15 protein-coding genes and 1 pseudogene are annotated in these 19,453 nt (G+C 70.4%); 9 read left to right on the top strand and 7 right to left on the bottom strand.

The genetic code is table 11. The features are described from left to right. Positions 1-263: 263 nt before the first annotated feature. Both IO30_RS43500 and IO30_RS40480 read right to left on the bottom strand, forming a co-directional pair. Positions 264-884, bottom strand: a complete 621-nt coding sequence (locus IO30_RS43500; protein ID WP_051902274.1) for a hypothetical protein — start codon at positions 882-884, stop codon at positions 264-266. Further along, positions 884-1,417, bottom strand: a complete 534-nt coding sequence (locus IO30_RS40480) for an RNA polymerase sigma factor (protein WP_272933201.1) — start codon at positions 1,415-1,417, stop codon at positions 884-886. Before IO30_RS40480 ends, IO30_RS43500 begins: the two co-directional genes overlap by 1 nt. A gap of 576 nt (positions 1,418-1,993) precedes the next feature. Between IO30_RS40480 and IO30_RS0114735 the strand changes: the two genes are divergently transcribed. Then, complete coding sequence (locus IO30_RS0114735; protein ID WP_051902270.1) at positions 1,994-4,087, top strand: serine/threonine-protein kinase; 2,094 nt, start codon at positions 1,994-1,996, stop codon at positions 4,085-4,087. A 175-nt stretch (positions 4,088-4,262) separates the two neighbouring features. Further along, entirely contained in the window at positions 4,263-8,174 is a 3,912-nt protein-coding gene (mobF, locus tag IO30_RS0114730) for a MobF family relaxase (protein WP_051902269.1), read from the top strand. Positions 8,175-8,189: 15 nt separating this feature from the next. Here mobF and IO30_RS48140 read toward each other — a convergent pair whose 3' ends face one another. Then, positions 8,190-8,288, bottom strand: coding sequence for an RICIN domain-containing protein (locus IO30_RS48140; protein ID WP_373316559.1), 99 nt, complete (start codon positions 8,286-8,288; stop codon positions 8,190-8,192). Between the two features lie 374 nt (positions 8,289-8,662). Here IO30_RS48140 and IO30_RS0114720 point away from each other — a divergent pair, with 374 nt between their 5' ends. Next, positions 8,663-9,328: a YdcF family protein gene (locus tag IO30_RS0114720; RefSeq protein WP_031143048.1), complete on the top strand. Its 666-nt coding sequence runs from the start codon at positions 8,663-8,665 to the stop codon at positions 9,326-9,328. A 103-nt stretch (positions 9,329-9,431) separates the two neighbouring features. Here the strand turns inward: IO30_RS0114720 and IO30_RS0114715 are convergent, their stop codons facing one another. Further along, entirely contained in the window at positions 9,432-10,469 is a 1,038-nt protein-coding gene (locus tag IO30_RS0114715) for an XRE family transcriptional regulator (RefSeq protein WP_237403549.1), read from the bottom strand. Between the two features lie 132 nt (positions 10,470-10,601). After that, positions 10,602-10,811, bottom strand: a pseudogene (locus IO30_RS47625) (helix-turn-helix domain-containing protein); the annotation flags it as partial. Between the two features lie 279 nt (positions 10,812-11,090). Here IO30_RS47625 and IO30_RS0114710 point away from each other — a divergent pair. The 5 genes from IO30_RS0114710 (at position 11,091) to IO30_RS45395 (ending at position 15,835) form a co-directional block, all read left to right on the top strand. After that, positions 11,091-12,320, top strand: a complete 1,230-nt coding sequence (locus IO30_RS0114710; RefSeq protein WP_051902267.1) for an aminotransferase class III-fold pyridoxal phosphate-dependent enzyme — start codon at positions 11,091-11,093, stop codon at positions 12,318-12,320. 61 nt (positions 12,321-12,381) lie between these two features. Beyond that, positions 12,382-13,626 (top strand): hypothetical protein, encoded by a 1,245-nt coding sequence (locus IO30_RS0114705; RefSeq protein WP_031143043.1) that lies wholly within the window; start codon positions 12,382-12,384, stop codon positions 13,624-13,626. Between the two features lie 85 nt (positions 13,627-13,711). After that, a complete protein-coding gene (locus IO30_RS0114700; RefSeq protein ID WP_031143042.1) occupies positions 13,712-15,034 on the top strand; it encodes a UDP-glucose dehydrogenase family protein in 1,323 nt (440 codons plus the stop codon). 45 nt (positions 15,035-15,079) lie between these two features. Then, a complete protein-coding gene (locus tag IO30_RS0114695) occupies positions 15,080-15,541 on the top strand; it encodes a GNAT family N-acetyltransferase (RefSeq protein WP_031143040.1) in 462 nt (153 codons plus the stop codon). Positions 15,542-15,691: 150 nt separating this feature from the next. Beyond that, positions 15,692-15,835 carry a hypothetical protein gene (locus tag IO30_RS45395; RefSeq protein WP_157853285.1) on the top strand — a complete coding sequence of 48 codons (144 nt, stop codon included), beginning with the start codon at positions 15,692-15,694 and terminating at the stop codon, positions 15,833-15,835. A gap of 748 nt (positions 15,836-16,583) precedes the next feature. Here IO30_RS45395 and IO30_RS46985 read toward each other — a convergent pair. After that, positions 16,584-17,219, bottom strand: a complete 636-nt coding sequence (locus IO30_RS46985) for a Fic family protein (protein ID WP_237403547.1) — start codon at positions 17,217-17,219, stop codon at positions 16,584-16,586. Beyond that, the gene (locus IO30_RS45390) at positions 17,209-17,967 is read right to left on the bottom strand and encodes a hypothetical protein (RefSeq protein WP_157853283.1); all 759 of its coding nucleotides are present in this window, start codon (positions 17,965-17,967) and stop codon (positions 17,209-17,211) included. Before IO30_RS45390 ends, IO30_RS46985 begins: the two co-directional genes overlap by 11 nt. A gap of 123 nt (positions 17,968-18,090) precedes the next feature. Between IO30_RS45390 and IO30_RS0114675 the strand changes: the two genes are divergently transcribed. After that, positions 18,091-19,104: a hypothetical protein gene (locus IO30_RS0114675; protein ID WP_031143034.1), complete on the top strand. Its 1,014-nt coding sequence runs from the start codon at positions 18,091-18,093 to the stop codon at positions 19,102-19,104. Positions 19,105-19,453: the final 349 nt, after the last annotated feature.

The raw sequence follows: 19,453 nt of genomic DNA, 5'->3' as shown, positions 1-19,453 counted from the left end.
TCGACACTTTCAACGGCTACTCCCTGCGTATGCGGGGATGATCCCAACCTGCTCACCGGCGGCCACGCCGCGATGCTCTGCGCCCCGCGTACGTGGGGATGACCCGTGGCTTCGGGTGTTCGAGGTCGTTGCTGGGGCTATGCCTCCCCGCGTACGCGGGGATGACGTCACCATCGTTGCCATACGTGGTGATTTCATACGTTCATCGGCTGGCCGACTTTTGTCCGCGGAAAAAAGTCGGCCAGCCGACGAGCCCTGGCGCGTCACCTCCACAGCGCGAGAACCCTCTCGATAGCGACCAGGACCGGATAACCGACGGCGCCAGCTTGCGCGGCGATTCCGCTGACGAGCATCACGGCCCGAACGCGCTCCGCGAGTCCGGCGGCGTCCGGCGGCGGAGTCTCGTGCATCAGGTACGGCAGCGCGGCCTCCAGGTCCTCGGCCATCGACGGGGAGAGCTGGCCTTGGAGCTCCTGGAGCGCCTGGCGCAGCTGTGCAAGAGCCTCTTGCGCAGTAGCGCCCGGGGATTCCGCGTGGCTGAAGACCATGCCGGTGTTGCCGAAACCGCCGTGAATGTTGACGCTGTCGCCGAAGTGGACAGTGCTGCTCGTGGCTCCGGCCAATCCCTCTCCGTGTCCCTCCCGTCCTCCGCGCCGTTGCTTCCGATCGCGGTGCTCGCGGGTCCGGCCGGTCGCATCGGCTCGCGGGGGTTCCGGGCGGGTCTCCTCCGTCACCACGGCGTCCTGGCCAGTGATCGCGGCCAGACCGGCCGAGAGGTCCATCCCGCTTTCCAGGGAGGCCAGCACTGCCTGGTCGGCGCTCTTCAGCCAGGCGTCCAGCTCGGAGTCGTCGTCAGCAGTGAACATCTCCTCGTGCTCGTTCATCAGGCACCTCCTCTCCGGGGCAGGCGAGCCTTGAGCGTGGCTCGGGCTCGGCACAGGTTCTGTCGGACCGATTCCTTGGTGATCTCCAGTTCCTCGGCGATCTCCGCGACGGTGTACCCGTCGTAGAACCAGGCCATCACCTGGCGTTGTCGGGACGGCAACTCGGCGAGGGCCGCGTAGACCTCCCGCTCCTGGTCGCTCAGCTGGATGTTGGTCGGCACGTGCGACTCGGCTCGTGTCGTGGGCAGCTCGCCCGGGAGGTCTTCGCGCAGCTTGGCCCGGAAGTAGACCCGTACCGCCACGGTCCGCAGCCAGCGTGCCGGGAAACGGATTCTGTCCCATTGCGGATAGGCCGTGGCGAAGGCCTCGTGCGCGGCATCGGCCGCCTCCTGCGGGCCGGCTCCGTGCTTCATGACGAAGCGGGTCAGCAGCGGCATCTCGCGCCGATAGGCATCTGCGAAGTCGTGCGGTCCGGGGCCAGTTCTGACTTGCGTGGCCGGCCCCGTCCGCGGCAGGGAGGTGTCATCCGCCACGAGGGACCCGCTCTCGCAGGGATGCCTTCTGCCCTACTTCGATCGTGACCTCGTCCCCGGCCGCAGAACGCATCCGCACCCGACTGCCCGTCGGGAGCGCCTTGACCATCTGCATCCCGGCACGGTGCTGAGACACGGCCGACTCCGATTCCCGACGAGCCCGGAACCACACCATCAAGCACCGGGACACGTAGGCCACCACGCATACTCCGGCGGCGATCACCGAGGCTTCCATCGCCTCTCCTCCCCTGCACGTTCAGTGAAGCGCACAGCCACCGGCTCCGGATGGCTATTGCTTAGTACCTGGACGGGTGCCATGTGTGACACCCCTTGCTGAACATGTCGGGCTTCATGGAAAGGCGCGCAGTGCTTGGCGACCTGCAGTGGGTCAGTGCGAGCCGAAGCTGCGGGTACGGGGGCGGGCCTACCGATCCAACCTGCGGACAGGCCAGCGCAGATGCCGTCCCGTGCATAGCATCACGGCGCTCGATGCCCACCCGGCCCGCCGTCCGCACACGGTGGCGCCGGCTGGCTCCTCGAACACCTACCGCAGCCAGCAAAGGAACTCGCCACCACATGCACGTCACGTCATCCTCCGGGGCACCACAATCGCGTGCGAGCGGACCGGCCCCCCGGGTCCAGCCCGCCCGGCCCGGCGACCCGAAGCGGATAGGCCCCTACCGGATCATCGGCCGCCTCGGCGCGGGCGGCATGGGAACCGTCCACGCGGGCCTCGACGATGCGGGCCTGCGCGTTGCGGTCAAGGTCATCCACCCCGCACAGGCCGAAGACGCTGAGTTCCGGGCCCGGTTCCGTCGCGAGGTGCAGCTCTCCGCCCGCGTCCAGGGCCCGTGCGTGTTGCCGCTGCTCGCCGCCGATCCGGACGCGGACACCCCGTGGCTGGCCACCGCGTACGCCCCCGGCCCCAGCCTCGACCAGCACCTGAGCGCCGAAGGACCGCTGAGCGGCGGCACCCTGTACGCGTTCGCCACCGGCACCGCCCATGCCCTGGCCGCGATCCACCAGGCCGGTGTGGTCCACCGGGACGTGAAGCCGCAGAACATCATTCTCAGCCCCTCCGGACCTCGGATGCTGGATTTCGGTATCGCGCACGCCGCCGATGGCACCAGCGTCACCAGGACCGGAGTCATGACCGGCACCCCGGGCTGGATCAGCCCTGAGCACTACCGCACCGGAACCGCCGGTCCGGCCGGGGACATGTTCGCCTGGGGTGCCCTCTGTGCCTACGCCGCCACCGGACGTCTGCCCTTCGGCAGCGGAGCCCCCGACGTCGTCGCGTTCCGCGTCATGTCCGGCGAGCCCGACCTCGACGGGATCCCGGCAGAACTCCTGCCCCTCATCACACGGGCCCTGGCCAAGGACCCCGAGTCACGGATCACCGCTGACGAAGCGGCGGAGGAATGCTCCCTGCTCCTCGCCTCACAGGCCACCCAGGTCCTTCCCGTTGGAACGGACATGGCGCCGACGCGGGTGGGCGATCTCGTAGCAGCCGAGTGGCACATGCCCACCCTGGATGACCCCACCTGGCACGAACCCAGGCCACGGCTCCGCACCCGCAAGGCCGCGCTCGTCCTCGGCGCGGCCTTGGTCATCGGCAGCCTGACGGGCGGCACCCTCGCCCTGCTCGACAGCAGCGACCCCAAAGCCTCCACCCGTACCCAGACCCCCACCGGCAACGCGAGCGGCGGGGACGCCCCGACGGGCGGCGGTCAGCAGGCGCCGGCAGGCAAGAACGCTCCTGACACCCCGACCACCCCCACCCCCAGCAGCGGCACCGCGAACGGCACTTCTGCGAGCAACGAGGCCACCCTCACGACCTGGCGGGAATCCCGCCGTGCCAAAGGCGAACAGGAAAACGAAGTCGAACGCGGCATTCACCACGACCTGGGCTGGAGCATGGGCGGCCCAGAAGGGGTCCTGCCCGACTCGGACGTGACGACCACATTCCACGCGTCGCGCCGCGAGGTGTACGTGGAAGTCGCCGTTCACAACAAGGCCGAGGCTCTCGCCAGCCACCGGATCACCGAACTCGCCAAAGGAACCTGCCTGTCCATGCGCCAGTTCAAGGGCGGCTCGATACCGGGCGAGCGCGGCATGTACCCCGACCTGGCCTACGACTCCTTCGTCCTCATCGACAGCACCGACAAGGCCAACCCGCGCATCCTGTGGGAGGACGACTTCTTCACCAACACCACCTGTGCCAGCTCTCACCACGACCGGCCCGTGATTGAGGAAGGCCAGGATTCCTGGTGGCAGCCGAACGAGTCCGGGCTCCAGGCAGCACAGACCCCGAGCAAAGACACGGGCGAGATCCGAGCCGCCGACGAGACGGCCAAGGCGATCTTCGCGCGCTGGCAGAACGAACCCCTCGGCACCGGCCCCGCCAATCGGCTCGGCAACGACAACATGAGTGTCGGCTTCGACCCCAACAGCCAGACGATGTACGTGTGGGCGAAGAAGCCCGAGTGGGACCAGCCCACACGGCAGGCATGGGGAAGAGCGGCTTCCGCCGTCGCCTGCACGGAGGTGCTGCAGGAGGCCCGCGCCCGCAAGGACTGGCGCTACGCCAAGTACGCGGTGGCGATCCTCGGCGGGCCCGGAGGCGAGGACTTCCTGTACTGGAGCTCTGCCGGAAGCTGCTCGGAGTAGGGACGACCGACCCCTGAACCGGTGCCCCCGCCGTCCCCACACGGCGGGGGCCGGTAGATGTCATCCGTCGACCGTCATCAAGTACGCAGGCTTCCGATCTCGTTAGCACTCCAGGTATCTTTGATACTGGATCATGGATTGCGGTGTGCTGGGCACCGGATGAGGGGGTGGGCAGGTGGGGTATGCGACGCCCATCTACGCCCCCGAGCAGGTCGATTACCGGCTCAGCGAGGACTGTGGATGCGACCGCGCCGAGGATGCCCAGGTCGAGTACCGGCTCGCCGGGGACAGCAGCCTGCGGTGGATCGGCGGCGGTCTCGCGGAGCTGGGCCTGGTTGCCGGTGAGCGGGTCGAGCCGGAGGCCGCGCGGGCGTTGATGGACGGCCGGGACTGGCGGACCGGGGAGCAGCTCGTCGCCCGGAAGCAGGTGCTCGACCCGCGCGGGAAGGTCGTCGCGCGGGTGCTCGTGGACGCCGTCTCCGAGGCGGCAGCCGTGGCCGGGACCACGGTCGCGGACTACCTCGGCCGGCCCGCCCTCGCGCAGCGGTTCGCGCGGGCCGAGCGCGGGATCCTCCGCGACGGGGAGAGCCACCTGCTGCCGCTCGCCGACGCCGAACGCCTGGCTGCGGCCGCCGGTCTCGGCCTCGACGGGCTGTACGGCGCGGCGGTGGTGGCCGAGGCCCGGCGGTGGATGGGCCACCGTGTCGACGTCGGCCTGCGCGGCGTGGACATCACCCTCGACCTCCCGAAGAGCATCTCGGCCGCCTACGGGCTGGCCGGCGCCGAGCTCGCCGCGCGCATCGAGGAGGACTGGCTGGCCTCCGTCACCGAGGCCGTCCACGCGCTGGAGGGCTGGGCGGCGTACGGCATGACCGGCCACCACGGGGACGGGCGCCAGGCCGAGCGGGTGGAGACGTCCGGGCTGATCGGGTGGACGACCCTGCACCGTTCCGCCCGGCCGGTCGACGGCTCGCCCGGCGACCCGCACCTGCACGTCCACGTGAACATCGCCCACATGGCCAAGTGCACCGACGGGAAGTGGCGCACGATCGCCGGCGGCGGCGAGGACCTCCACCGCTACGCCCACCTGGTCAACGAGATCGCCGAAGCCCGGCTCCGTGCCCGTCTCACCGAGGGGTACGGGGCCCGCTTCGAGCGTTCCGGGACCACCGGGGCGTGGGAGCTGGCCGGGATCGACGAGGGCCTGCGCGAGGCGTTCTCGCGCCGCCACCGGCAGGTCGTCGACCTGGCGGGCGAGGGCGCCACGCGCGAGCAGCAGAAGACGGCCGCCCGCAGGAGCGCCGAGGCCAAGGAGGACGCCGGTCCGGACGCGCCCAGGGAGGCCTGGCGCACCCGGGCGGCCGGCCAACTCGGCGGCGAGGCCGCCGTCGACGCGATGGTCGCGGCCGCACTGCCGGGAGCGGACGGGCCGGAGGGTCCGGCGTCGCAGCTGTCCGCGGGCGGCGGCCCCCGGATGCCGGGCCCGGCCGAGATCGCGGCGCAGGTCTGGGACGCCGAGCACGGGCTGACCGCCTCCCGGAAGGCGGTCTCCCACACGCACGTGATGGCGGCCGTCGCGAAGACGCTGCCCTACCTGAGGTCGACGGCGCAGCTCACCGCGCTGACGGACGAGGTCCTCGCGGTGGGCGGCCACGCCGTGCGGCTGCCCGACTCCAACCGCGGCCACCACACCCACCGGCAGCGCTACACGCACACCACCGTCGTGGCCGCCGAGCAGACCGTCATCGAGTGCGCCACGGCCGGGCTCGGCCGGCACCTGGCCCGGCTGACCGTCGAAGCCGCCGAGATGACCCTCTCCTCCGTCGAGGTCGCCAACTCCGCCCCCGGCCGCCGCCCCTTCACCTTCAGCGCCGAGCAGCGCGCCGTCGTACTGCGGCTGCTGACCGCCGGTCACGCGGTCGACGCGGTCATCGGAGTCGCCGGCGCGGGCAAGACCACCCTCATGCAGGCCGCCCGGGCCGGGTGGGAAGCCGCCGGCCTCAGCGTCGTCGGCGCCTCCACGGCGGCCGTCGCCGCCGCGAACCTGGCCGCCGAGGCAGGCATCGACTCCCGCACCGTCGCCGCCTGGACCCGCGAGATCAGCGGCGGCCGCGGCCTGCACGGAGTCGGCGTACTCGTCATCGACGAGGCCGCGATGGTCGACGACCGGGCCCTCGCCGCCCTCCTGCACCACGCGGCCGGCACCGGCACCAAGGTCGTCGCCGTCGGCGACCCGCTCCAGCTCCGTGCGGTCGGCATCGGCGGTGGCTTCGCCCGCATCCACCGCATCGTCGACGGCCTGGTGCTCACCGAGAACCGCCGCCAGCGCGACGTCGCCGAGCGGGCTGCCCTCGCGGACTGGCGCACGGGCGCCCGCACGAGCGCGCTCGCCGCGTTCGCCGCCCACGGCCGCGTCCACGCCGAGGACACCGCCACCGAAGCCCTCACCTCGATGCTCGCCTCCTGGAACCAGGCCCGTACCCGCTGGTCCGGCGACCCGCACGGGCAGGTCGGCGAGCTCCTGCTGCTCGCCGCCCGGCGGGCCGACGTCGACGTCCTCAACGCGGGCGCCCGCGCCGCCCTGGTCGCCTCCGGCGAGCTGGAGCAGGGGCGTACGTACGCGGTCGCGGGCGGCGGCCGCCTCCGGTTCGCGGCCGGGGACCTCGTCCACATCCGCCGCAACGACTACCGCAGCCGCCGCGACCGGTTCGCGGTCGACGTGCTCAACGGCTTCCGCGGCGTCGTCCTGGACGTCGACGCGCAGCGGGGCGTCCTCGTCCAGTGGCGCCGACCCCGGCCCACCGGCGGATTCCTGCTGAACGAGGCCTGGATGTCCGCCCGGGACATCGCCGAGGGCCGCCTCACCCACGCGTACGCGATGACGATCGGCTCCGCGCAGGGCCTGACCGCCGAAGTGGCCATCGCGTACGGCCTGCACGCCGACTCCCACAGCCTCTACCCGGCCCTGTCCCGCGCCCGGCAGGAGAGCCACCTCCACCTGCCGCTCGATGAGCTGGAGGACCACCCCACCCGGGCGGCCCTCGGCCCGGTCCGCACCGACGCCGACCGCCTGGACCGCGCGGTCGCCGCGTATGGCCGCCTGCTGGAGTCCGACGCCGAGGACCGCATGGTCACCGACGAGCTCGCCCGGATCCCCGCCGCCCGGAGCCTGGTCAGGGAAGAACCCGCCTTCACCCCGTGGCAGCAGCGCCCGTACGGCCACCTCCCGACGCAGCACCTGACCACCCGGGCCGCGGACGAGGCGGCCTCCGCCCAGCGCGCCGAGCAGGCGGCCACCGAGTACGAGCGCCAGGCCGGCGAACAGCAGGGCCGGCTGGACGCCCCCGTCACCCCGGGCGGAGCCTTCGCCACCGAGGCGTACGAGGTCCTCGGGCGCGCCGGGGCCTGGACCGACCGGGCGCGCGAGGAGGCACAACGCCACGCGGCCGCGCAGCGGCACGCGACCTCGGTGCTCCGGATCCTCGAACGGATCGAGCAGTCCGCGCAGAAGGGCCGGATGGCCCTGCGCCTGGCAGGCACGAGCCGGAAGGAAACCCTCGCCGTCAGCGCGCAGTACCGGCAGCAGCACACGGCTGCGGTCACCGAGGCCGAGCGCGCCGCTTCGGCGTCGGCGCAGGCCCTGCACGAGGCCTGGCAAACCCTCACCGGCTACCAGCACTTCTCCCTGCTCGCACAGGGCGGGGCCGCGGCCGCGACAGCGACACCGCCCGGAGACGTGCGGGCGATGGAGACGCTCCTCGTGCCGCTCCGGCAGCGCGTCCCCGTACTGGCCGCCCGCCTCGACGCCCGCATCGCCGAGGACGTCCAGCAGCTGCGCAGCAGCGCCACTGCGCAGAGGGCGGCAGCCGCGCGCCACGGAGCGGCCGTGCAGGAGATCCGACGCGAGGCCGCCCTCCGCGAGGAGATCCGCTCCGCAGCCCCCGTCCGGCACGCACGCGAGGCCGACGAGCGCACGGCGGCGCTGCGTTCGACTCCTGCGGCCCCATCCCGGACGCCGCAGGCCCCGGCACTGGTGAGGCCGACGGGCGAGACCGGTCCCAGCGGTTGGACGCCCGGCACGTTGTGAGGGGGCTGCCGCCGGTCAGCGGGCGGTCAGCCGCCACTGTCGTTCGGGCTGGCTGCCGCAAGGGGCCTGGACGACGGCCGCGGTCTGCCGGGTGTCGGCCCCGGCGACCGTCATGCACAGACGGCTTTCCCTCCCGGGAGTTCGAGGACCTCGCCGCGCCCGAGGACTGGTCGGTCGCCCACCAGAAACTCGCCCACGCCCCGCGGCGCCGACGACCTAACCAACGCACTGCACTTCATCGGCATCGCCCGCAGCACGGCCGCCACCGACGCGCCGATGCAGAGGGTTCGACTGGATCCGCCCACGGCCACATCCTGCTGTCCGATTCCGCCACCGCGATGATGGCCTTCACGTCCTCGACAAAGCGGCCAAGTTGGTCGTGCAGTTCGGCTTCAGTCACCAGCTGGCCAGCATCGAGGGCATCAGGGCCATGAGCGAGGGGGCCACCGGCCCCCGACGACGGTGACCAGGGAGAGGGAGATGACCGCGTGACGGACATCCAGCAGACGATCACCGAAGACCAGTGGCGCAAGGCCAAGCTGATCTGGGACTACCACCAGATGGGCCACGACCTGGCCCCGGCCGACGTCGCAATCGGACTGGGCAGCCACGACCTCGGAGTCGCCGCCGCCTCCGCCGACCTCTATCGCGCCGGTCTCTTCCCCGTCCTCGTGTTCACCGGCGGCAACAGCGCCACCACAGCCAAGGCCTTCCCGCGCGGTGAGGCTGTCCACTTCCGCGAGCACGCCCTCGAACTCGGCGTCCCCGACGAAGCGATCCTCGTTGAGCCGAACGCCGCGAACACCGGCCAGAACATCACGCTGAGCCGCGAGCTCTTGGCCGCGAACGGCATCACTCCGAAGACCGTGCTGCTGGTTTCCAAGCCGTATATGGAGAGGCGATCGTTCGCCACCGCCCTCAAGCTGTGGCCCGAGGCCGACGTCATCTGTGCCTCGGAGCCGCTCGAGTTGGACGACTACCTCAAGAGCATCGGCGACGAGAAGCTCGTCCTAGACATGCTCGTCGGCGATCTCCAGCGGGTGATCGAGTACCCGAAGAACGGGTTCGCCATCGCCCAGGAAGTCCCGGAGGACGTGCATGACGCGTACGAATCCCTCATCCGCGACGGCTTCACCAGCCGCCTCATCTCCTAGCTCCCCTGCCCCCACCCTCCGGAATCTGGGCCTCCGGCTCGTCCGTGTGCGGCGTGGCTGGGACGGGTAGACCGTTGCCGCCGACGCATCAGCCAGCCCACGGTCAGCTGTGCAGGACACCTGTACGGGCTGCGATGCCTCGGAGCTCGGGTGTGGTGCGCCCGGAGAGCAGCAGGCCGGAGACGAGTGACTTCACCGCTGGGCGGGCGTGGGTTTCCTGCGGGGCCCAGTATTCGGCCTGGAGGAGGGCGCGGATGCATTCGTCTCGTCGGCCCCACTGGGCGAAGGCTTTGGCGCGGTCGGTGAAGTAGAGCGCGCGCCGTTCCGTGGTGGGGAGCGCCTGGGGAGCGAGAGCGTCTGCGGCAGCGATGGCGGCCGATGGATCACCGGCGGTGTTCTCCGCTGAGATGAGGTGGAGCTGGACGGTGGCCCAGCTGAATCCGCCGTTGGTGTCCCTCAGGTGTGTGACGGCGCCGAAGCTCTTGGCGATGGCGGTTGCCTCGCTGGTGAGCGTGCGCATGCCGGATTGGTCGCGTTGGTGGGCGACGGTGTAGGCGGCGCATTGGATGAGTAGGCCTCGCTGGGCGTTTCCGGCGTTGCCGCGCTCACGCAGGGCTGGGTCGTCGGCGGCGTTGAGAGCGAGGGTGAGGGCCTGGTCGTGCCAGCCGGCCTTGCGGGCGAGGACGGCCTGCTGGCGTGCCGCCTCCGCGACCGCGACGGGTGCCCCTGCGGCGGCGGCGAACTGCCGGGCGCGGTCGGCTGCCATCCAGCCGAGTTGCGGCTCGTCGAGCTTGATGAAGATGCGTGTTGCCAGGAGGTAGGCCTGCGCCAGCACGGGAGAGCTGTCGCCGGTGGAGGAGTGCCCGGCGGAGATCAGGCGCGGGAGGCGCAGGGCGAGGCTGGAGTACGCGCAGTTGTTGAAGTCTGCCGAGGCGCGGTGCAGTTCTGCCGAGAGGAGGTCCAGGGGCGCGTCGGGGGTGGTGCGGCCGAGTCCGAGCATGGCGTCGCGCAGCCCTGCGACGAGCGTTTCGCCGAGCTGTGCCTCCTCGGCCTTGACTGGGGCGGCGCCTGCGACGGGGGCGCCCATGGCGGCCGCTGCGGTGACCGCCAGGTTCGCGAGCAGCTGCCTTCGCGTGCGCACCGGGTCCTCTCCGTCTTGGCGCCCTGGGGTTCCCAGAGTAGGGGCGGGCAGGCTGGGATACGGGCCTGTTCGCTGACTGAGCGGGTCCGGCTGGGTGCCCGTGGCGGGGGCGAGGCCGAGAGCCTGGGGCGGGATGTCGAGAGCCTGGGCGAATCTCTGGAGCACAGCGAGGTCCGTCATGGCGGACTTTCCGCGCTCTAAGCGGGATACCTGGGCGGCCGAGTAGCCGGTCAGCGATCCGAGGGTCGCCAGGGTCATGCCCTGGATTCTGCGCGTTCTGCGGACCACCTCCCCAGGTGTCGCCGTCGCTGCGGGCAGTTGTGGCTTTCGCACTGCATCCATATCCCCGTCCCGGTGGAGCCGAGGCTGCGTGACCCCCTGGAGCTGGGCTCGGCACGCCGCCGTCCGTACTTGCACGAGATGCAAACTCCTTGCAGCCCTATGGCTACTGACTGTTGTACCGCGTCCAGCTGCGGTGGTCTTGGAGTTGCCGGGGTTCACCGACGCCGCGCACTTCCCACCCAGTGAGCACTCCCAAGAAGGGACTTCTCTGTGGATCGGTACTTGCCGCAACGCGAACGTCTTCTGACGTCGTCCAGGCCCCTGCCGGATTTCGAAGCCGTGGGATCGAACGGGTCTTGGCTGCACCGCGCCGACGGCCGCCGGGTCCTCGACGGATCGAGCGGCCTCCTCTGCGCGAACGTCGGGCAGAGCAGCCCCTCCGTCTTGGCCCGCATCGAGAAGCAGTTCTCCCGCTACTCGTTCGGCGGGGCCGCTGTCGTCCAGCCGCACATTCAGATGGAGCTGATGGAACGCCTGTGCCAAGCGGCGGGCCGGCCGGAGGACTCTGTCGCGCTGACCACGTGCGGGACCCTCGGTGTGGAGGTAGCGGTGGGCCTGGCACGGAACATCGTGCGGGTCCGCGACGGGAAGCGGCGCGGGGACATCCTGACGTCCAGCCTGTCCTACCACGGCAACAGCGTGTTCACCCTCGGGGTCGCGGGCAACCAGATCCGCAATCCACGTCCGGAAGACCGGTACGGTCTCGGCCCCGCGTTCCCGGCGCCCTACCCGCCGACGCACGGCCACGCCCATGAAGGCCACGGCTGCGATGCCTCGTGTGCTGAGGAGGTGGCTCGGGCCATCGACAGCAGGGGTGCGGAGAACGTTGCCGCGGTCCTGATCGAGCCCGTCAACGGGACCACGGGCGGCGCCTTCGTGCCCCCGGAGGGATACCTGCGGCGGGTGTCGGAGATCTGCCGGGAGCGGAACGTCCTGGTCATCCACGACGAGGTCCTGACCGGGCTGTGGCGAACCGGCACGCCTCTGGCGAGTCATCACTGGGACGGCTGCGAGCCCGACCTGGTCATCCTGTCCAAGGGCCTGGGTGCCGGCTACGTCGGTGTGGGCGCGGTGCTGGTGTCGCCGGAGATCGCGCCGCTGCTGCGGCACAGAGAGGCGGACCCGCTGCCCGCGATGGGCACCATGGCCACCCACCCCCTCATGGCGGCGGCCTGCCTCGGCGTCCTGGACGAGCTGGAGTCCCTGGACTTCGGAGCCTTCACGGCCCGCGGAGAACGCCTCGGAACGTCCCTGCGCTCCCTGTCCGGCGGGGCGCAGGTGCGCGATGTCCGGGGTGTCGGCCACCTGTACGGGGTGGAAGTCCCCCCTGGCCTGCTCTGGCCGCTGATGGAGGAGTGCGAGCGGCGCGGCGTCTTCTTCTACCCGTTCACCGGGGCCGGTGACCCGCGCAGCGAGGGCCTGGTCGTCGCGCCCCCGCTCACCTCCAGCGATGAGGACATCGACTTCCTGACCAGCGCGCTTACCGGCGCTGTGGCTGCCGTCAGCTAACTGCCCGCCGCTCCTCCTGTCGAGGGGCGGACCGTCTCGCATCAGAGATCGAGGACACGACATGCAGTTTCCCGTCATGGTGATCGACCAGCTCGATGAGGACCAGCTCCGCAAGTGGCACGACTTCTACGGGGTGACCGCCGACCGGCCCCGCTTCGAGGAAGAGGGCATCTGGCGGCGCACCCAGCAGGAGGAGACCGCTGCCAACTCCGGCTGGAGGGGCGAGGGCGATGCGCGGCGGCGCATCATCCACTACTGGCACCAGTACGGGCTCGTGGACACCACCGCGGCGCCGTCGCTGGCCATGACGCAGATGTACCTCTACCACTCGGTGGCTGCCCCGCAGGCCGAGATCGAGGAGGCCTGGGAGCAGAACCACGCGATGCTGTCCGAGGGCGGCTGGAAGCACGTCGGACAGGGCCATTTCGAGCTGGGTGACCTGCGCGTCCACATGATCCGGATGGAAGAGCACCCGGAGGATCTGAGGGCGGGCCGAAGGCTTCCGGCGGACTACGAAGTCATCGACACCACGTTCACCTCCGTCAACACATTCCCGCCACGGACGGTCCGCCGCCGGCCGTGGGAGGTCCTGACCCATGGCGTCCGGGTCAAGGACACCCCCGGGCAGCCGCTCTACGCCGACAGCCTGGCGCAGCTCACCGACTTCCTGCCGTTCCAGGTCGAGGCCGGCTGTGGCGTCTCCTACGAGGCCGGGATCCCGCCGCTGCACCGGCTCCACGAGATGTACCACGTCAACGAGATCGAGGACGAGCAGCTCCGTAAGGGCTTCACCTTCGTCCTCGCGCCAGGGCGGGATCCGCTGCTCGCGGAGATGTTCCTCGACACCGAGGACAAGGTGGCGGAGCTGTCGGACATGTACCGGGCGTGCTTCAACGCCGAGGTCCCTCCAACCCTGCACGCGCTCAAGGGCATGGAGCAGGCCGGTCACATGGTCGGCCCGTTCATCACGAACAACTTCGACGGACTGGGCGCTCGAGCCGGGTTCGAGGAGCAGTTCATGCGCCGCTACGACCAGCGGCTCCCGCCGGTCACCTTCCACCCCGACGCGAAGGCCCTCCTCGTGATCGGGCTGCACGCCGACCGCCGCTGGGTGGCCAAGAGGGCCCGCGCGGCAGGGCTGAAGGTGTTCATCGTCGACCCGGAGGGATTCCCCCGTCCGGACGGCAGCTGGTTCGCCTACCCGCTCGAGGCGCCGCAGACCGGTGACGTGGTCGTTCGGCAGACGGCCGCCGATGCGATCAGCGAGCTGGAGCGGCTGCTGACCCTCAACGCGACCGGCGCGTGAACTGGCGGGCCGGGGAACGGCGCTAGCCTCTGGGCTCGTTCCCCGGCCCCGCCACACGGGCCCCTCCCAGGATGAGAGTCAAGGAATGCGCATTTCAGTAATCGGCTGTGGTCACCTCGGAATCCCGCACGCGGCAGCGATGGCCGAACTGGGTCATGAAGTCATCGGCGTGGACGTCGACCAGACCAAGGTCGACAGCCTGAACTCCGGCCACTGCCCCATCTACGAGGCCGGCCTTCCCGAGCTCCTCGCCCGCCACACCGCCAGCGGACGCCTGCGGTTCACCACCGACATCCGGGAGGCAGCCGAGTTCGCCGAGCTGCACTTCATCGGTGTCGGCACGCCGATCGACGCGGACGGCCGCTCCTATGACACCGGGCAGGTGTACGGCGCTATCCGCCAGCTCGCCCCTCTCTTGACCCGGCCGTGCACGATCGTCGGCAAAAGCACGGTGACCGTCGGCACCACCGCTCAGGTCACGGCTCTCACCCACCGCCTCGCTCCGGCCGGCCAGCACGTCGACGTCGTGTGGAACCCGGAGTTCCTCCGCGAAGGGCACGCGGTACAGGACACGCTGCGCCCGGACCGGCTCATCGCAGGCGTCACTACGGCCGAGGGCGAAAAGGCGATCCGTGCCGTGTACGCGCCGATCCTGGACGCGGGCGTCCCCATCTTCATCACCGACCCCCAGACTGCTGAACTTGCCAAGGGCGCCGCGAACTCATTCCTGGGCCTGAAGATCAGCTACATCAACGCCGTCGCCGACATGTGCCAGGCAGCCGGGGGTGATGTTTCCCAGATCGTGGAGATCCTCGGCATTGACCCGCGCATCGGCAGCGGCGGCATGCGGCCCGGCATCGGTTACGGGGGCGGCTGCCTCCCCAAGGACGTCCGCGCCTTCACCGCCTCCGCCCGCCAGCTCGGCACTGAACAGGCCGCCACCCTCCTGCGCGCCGCTGAAAAGATCAACGAGAGCCGCACCGACGTTGCCATGGACCTCATCCGCGAGGCTCTGGGGGACCGTCCCGTAAAGCACGCCAAGATCACCGTGTGGGGCGCCGCGTTCAAGCCCGGCACCAACGACGTTCGCGAATCCCCGGCGCTCGCGCTCGCCCACGCCCTCCAGCAGGCCGGCGCCACCGTCACCGTTCACGACCCCCAGGCCGTCACCACCGCCATGACCCGCAACCCGGAACTGGACTACACCGACGACCTGGCCGCATCAGTCGACGGAGCCGACCTCGTCGTCCTGGCCACCGAGTGGCCCGAGTACCGGCAGGCCGACCCCCACACTCTCGTGGACCGTCCGGCCAGCCCCCTGCTCGTCGACTGCCGCACCACCCTCGACCCCGAGCCCTGGCGCACGGCCGGCTGGACCATCCACCAGCTCGGACGCCCCGGCAAGTAGAACCGGTCCCCAAGGCGAAGGCCCGCACCCCTGAGGAGGCTTGCCATGACCAGTGACGATGTTCTTCTCCGTCGCGCCGTCGGCCGCGACGCGCGCCCCGCGGCCGACCTGTGGTTGCGTTCCTTCGCCGCCGCGCTGCCGACCGTGCGTTGCGCCCACGAGGAAGGCGACGTCCGTGATTGGTTCGCACGTGTACTCGTGCCTCAGTACGAGACCTGGGTAGCGGTCGAAGAGAACAGCGTGGTGGGGGTCATGGTGCTCAGCGGCGTGGAGCTGAAGCAGCTCTACCTCGACCCTGCGTGGCGCGGGCGGGGGCTGGGCGACCGGTTCATGTCCCTGGCCAAGCAGCGGCAGCCGGACGGGCTGGCGCTGTGGACATTTCAGGTCAATGAATCGGCGCAGCGGTTCTATGAACGGCATGGCTTCCTCGCGGTCGAGCGAACGGACGGACTGCGCAACGACGAGCGGGAGCCGGAGGTCCGCTACGTCTGGCAGCCCCAGAAGTAGCGGTCAGCGAGAAGAGCGATCAGCCGCGGCGGCCGGGGCCGTGTCAAGCGGGCTGACGGCGGATGCGGGTCCTCCTGAGTTCGGGGGGACCCGCCTCCGCGTATCGATCCCTGAATATCCAGCTCGCTGGCAGGCAGGTTTCTGCGGGACATGGACGCCGTGGTAGCTGGGCTCACTCTCGACTGGATCTCCGGCAGCATCGAGGGCGCCGTCAACCGCATCAAGAAGATCAAGCGCCAGCTCTACGGCCGAGCCGGATTTGAACTCCTCCGCAAAATGATCATGCTCCAGTAACACTGTGCGAGCAGCCGCCCAGCCGTGACAGGATGGCCTCATGTTGATCCGAAAGGGCGATGCCGCGTAGGCGTCCCAAGGCCGTCCGTGCAGAGCGATGGCGGCCTCAATGGCAGTGTTCGGTCTTGAGAGTCCGCGGAGTCTCCGCGCGGACTCGTGCAGCGATCCGCCGGGTCGAAGACCAGGAGATGTGGCTCAACGCGGTCGCCGATGCGCTCTCGTGTTTCGAGCGAGCCTTAAAGCGACCAGGACGCTACCTGGATGCCTCTGAGTTCGATTCGCCCGGGGTGGGAGATGCGCGTGATGCCCTCGAGTGGGCGATGCTGCACCTTCCGCCCGGAGCCAAACGGGATTTGGGCCGATTGATCACGCGTATCGATGAGGAGTTCGAGCGCCGCACCTTGCCGGAGCCCAACGATAACGAGTGGGCGACGTCGCGCTGGTGGTGGACCAGAGTGTGTGAACGCTGACGGTCCCCGAGGCCGTCGCCCCCCTGTAATCGAAAGGGTCTGTCACTCTCCGCGACGACTCCCCAAGATCTGTGCCAGAACCCAGTTCTCGTGAACACTGCGACGCACTCCCTGGCCGAACGTGCCTCCCCAACCGACGTCGAATTGCTGCTCCTTCTCGTGAACAAAGCCACCAGGGGTGTCGGCATACACATCAATGTCGTGCCTAGCTGCGTACGCATGTAGGTGCTCAGCTTCCGGCCAGACTGATCAGGAGAACCGGATGAGAGGTTGTGTTCTCAGTGGTGTGCCCTGGTCGCCCGATGATGGGTCGAGCGGATGAGGACGGAGACCAGGGCAGCCAGGTCTGCCGCGCCGGCGGCGTCGTCCGCGTAACGCGTGGTCTGCAAGGGGCCGACCTGATCCAGCCGAACTTCCTCCATTTCCAGGACATAGGCGAGAGTGAGCATGGCAAGGCGGGCGTTGCCGTCCGGGAAGGGATGAAAGAAGGCTACGTCCAGGTAGGCCCGGGCCGCACGGGAGGCGAGGGGGACCCTCGGGTCAGCGCTCTCGCGCAGACAGGACTCAAATGCCCACTGGGTGTGCGGAGTAAGCGCGTAGCGTTCCCGGCCACCCTTGGCGAAAGCATCGCCTTGCCGGAACGGAACCTCAGGCAGGCCAAGGACAAGCTGCTGCCACTCGGCCAGAAGCACGGAGGTGAGGGGGCGTTTACGAGAGGCGTCTGCGCGTACCTGAGCCAGCGCCGCGAGCAATCGGCCGCCTCGAGCCGGATTCGAGTAGTCGCCCCGCTCATCACACCAGACGGCGAGGCCGTCCACGGCCGCCCCGACCGGCGCCGGCGTCTCACCGACCGCGGAAGCCCAGTCGATCTGGGTTCGGACATGGCACCAGGCAGCCAAGGCGTCAGCGGTCACGATACGGCTGCTCCCCGGTCAGGCCTACGGCAAGGTCCTCTCCCACGGCGTCGACCAGGGTCGGCGGCGGTGCCGTCCAGCTCTTGAACCGTCCACCAATGGCGGCGTCGACCGCGTCTTTTGCGGCCTCCTGCCCCATGCCCGTGGAAGAGAGGAACCACGTCAGCACCGTGTGGCAGAGCCCGTACCAGCCGCATTCGGCACCCGTGCGGTCCACGACGACCGTCACCAGACGGGTAGCCGCCCGTTCCAGGTGCCAGCTGTGATCCTCGGCGTCCGCCCCGGCGGGCGGCGCCAATTGCGCGAACCGCTCGGCCAGCTCCTCCAGCCAGTCGCGCCACTCCAGCAGCGACGCGACCACCTGGGCGGCCGTCGCTGCGGACTCGCCCACGGAATGGGAGGTGCAGCACCAGCTGGTGACCACGCCACCGCCGCCGCCCTCGCCGACCGCCCAGTTCCATCCGCAGGCCCACCGGCCGTATCGGGCTGCCAGAAGCGCCGTGACCTCGGTGGTGAAGCGATGTCGCTCATCCCACCCAGCACCGGCAGGAGGCACCATCGAGGCGATCACTGCGGCGACCTGAGAGCCCTCCTCCTCGTCCCAGTCGAAGGCAATGAGGTCGGGATCGACGGCAGACCACGGCAGCCAGGCCGGAGCGAGCTCGCAATTGACGGCCGTGGCGTTCCTCCAGAACTGGGCAGGGCAGGACAACTGGGCGATCGTGCCAAAGGCTCGCGGCTTTGTCACACAAGTTTCCGGCCCTGATGGGACTCGGTGAATCTCCCCACCCGACGCTCGGGTGTGGGACAGACCTGCTCACCGAAACTCCCCACCCCTGCACCTGTCGGAGGCGTCAGCTAGGGTGCGCGGATGATATTCGGACGTGGGCGGTTTCGGGCCGCCGTCGGGGCCTTCGAAGCGGCTGTACTGGCCCAGGACGCTGATGCGGCGGAGCGTGCCTTCGCGCGGCTGACGCACGGGTTCGACAAGGCGGCGGACGCTGACCTACGGGCGGCGGGGCCTCGGCTCTCCGCTCTGCTCGGGCAGGTACCGCCCGGGCCGCGAGCAGTCGTAGCCGTGCTGAGCGGGGCGTGCGTAGAGCGGGGTGCCGACCCGCTGGCCTGCGCGCCCGCCGTGTTCGCGAGCGCCCTGGACGCCTTCGAGCAGGCTGCCGTTTTCTGCGAGCGGTGGGCGGCCGCGGGCCGTGGCGAGCTGCCCGACCACGAGGGCGAGGGCCTGGAAGAGGCCGACTTCGAGCGGATCGGTTTCGAGCCCGTCATGGCCTGGCAGGAGCTCCCGCAGTTCGAGATGGCCTGCGTGGCCATGCTCAACTCCCCGCAGGTGCGCCGCGAGGTCCCCGGCCGAGAGGGGTTGGCGGCCGCCGTTGCGCGGGTAGAGGAGCTGTCGAACGAGCCGTTCAAGTGCCTCGCGTACGCCCTCGCCGTCCTCGACGACGAGCCGCTCATCGCGCTCGACCGCGTCACCGGCGCCGGATTCGCGCTGCGCGTCTCCGGCGTCGGCGACAACTTTCAGCTGCACACGCTCCTCGCCGACGCCCTGATCGGCGGGGGCTTCGTGGAGGGGCAGGCGCCGTCGGCGGAGGCCGTCGCCTGTTGCCGCGACCAGGCCGGAATGGTGCCGACCACCGGTTCCTTCAACCTGGTCGGCGCCGACGGCGAGTGGATCTGGAACGAAGGTAAACCGGCGGACATCCCCGTCGTGGACGGCGTCCGGCTCGTGGTCCTCGACCCGCCCACGTACCAGAGGAACTGGCCCGCTGGCCGCTTCTTCCCCGGGATGACTGGCGAGCTCATGTACGACCACGCACTCGCGCCGCAGGAGTCAGCCGCCCTGCTCGCCCGAGTGGCCGCGCCCATCGGCTGACGTGTGGGCGGCGGGGCTCAAGCAACGGTGCGGCGTTCGGGCAGCGAGGTGATCCGAAGGAAGCGGCTAGGGGCGGGTCAAGCTGTCCAGGGTGGATGAAGACCAGCGCACAGCGCCGCCGAGTGCTCCCTGACCGCCCAGCGCGGCCCGAACACTCCGCAGTCGGGCGGCCCCCGTTGCCGTACCCGCGCGTGCGGGAGCGGATCACACGGGACGAACGCTTCCATGGCCATGAAGCCGACCCCGGGCGGGTAGGAACCCTCCGGGCCCCCCGGGCCCCCCGGGCCCCCCGGGCCCCCCGGGCCCCCCGGGCCCCCCGGGCCCCCCGGGCCCCCCGGGCCCCCCGGGC

Source organism: Streptomyces xanthophaeus, assembly GCF_000725805.1.
Lineage (GTDB): Bacteria > Actinomycetota > Actinomycetes > Streptomycetales > Streptomycetaceae > Streptomyces > Streptomyces xanthophaeus.
The sequence above is the reverse complement of the archived record's forward strand: the minus strand, read 5'-3'. Positions and strand labels throughout refer to the sequence as shown.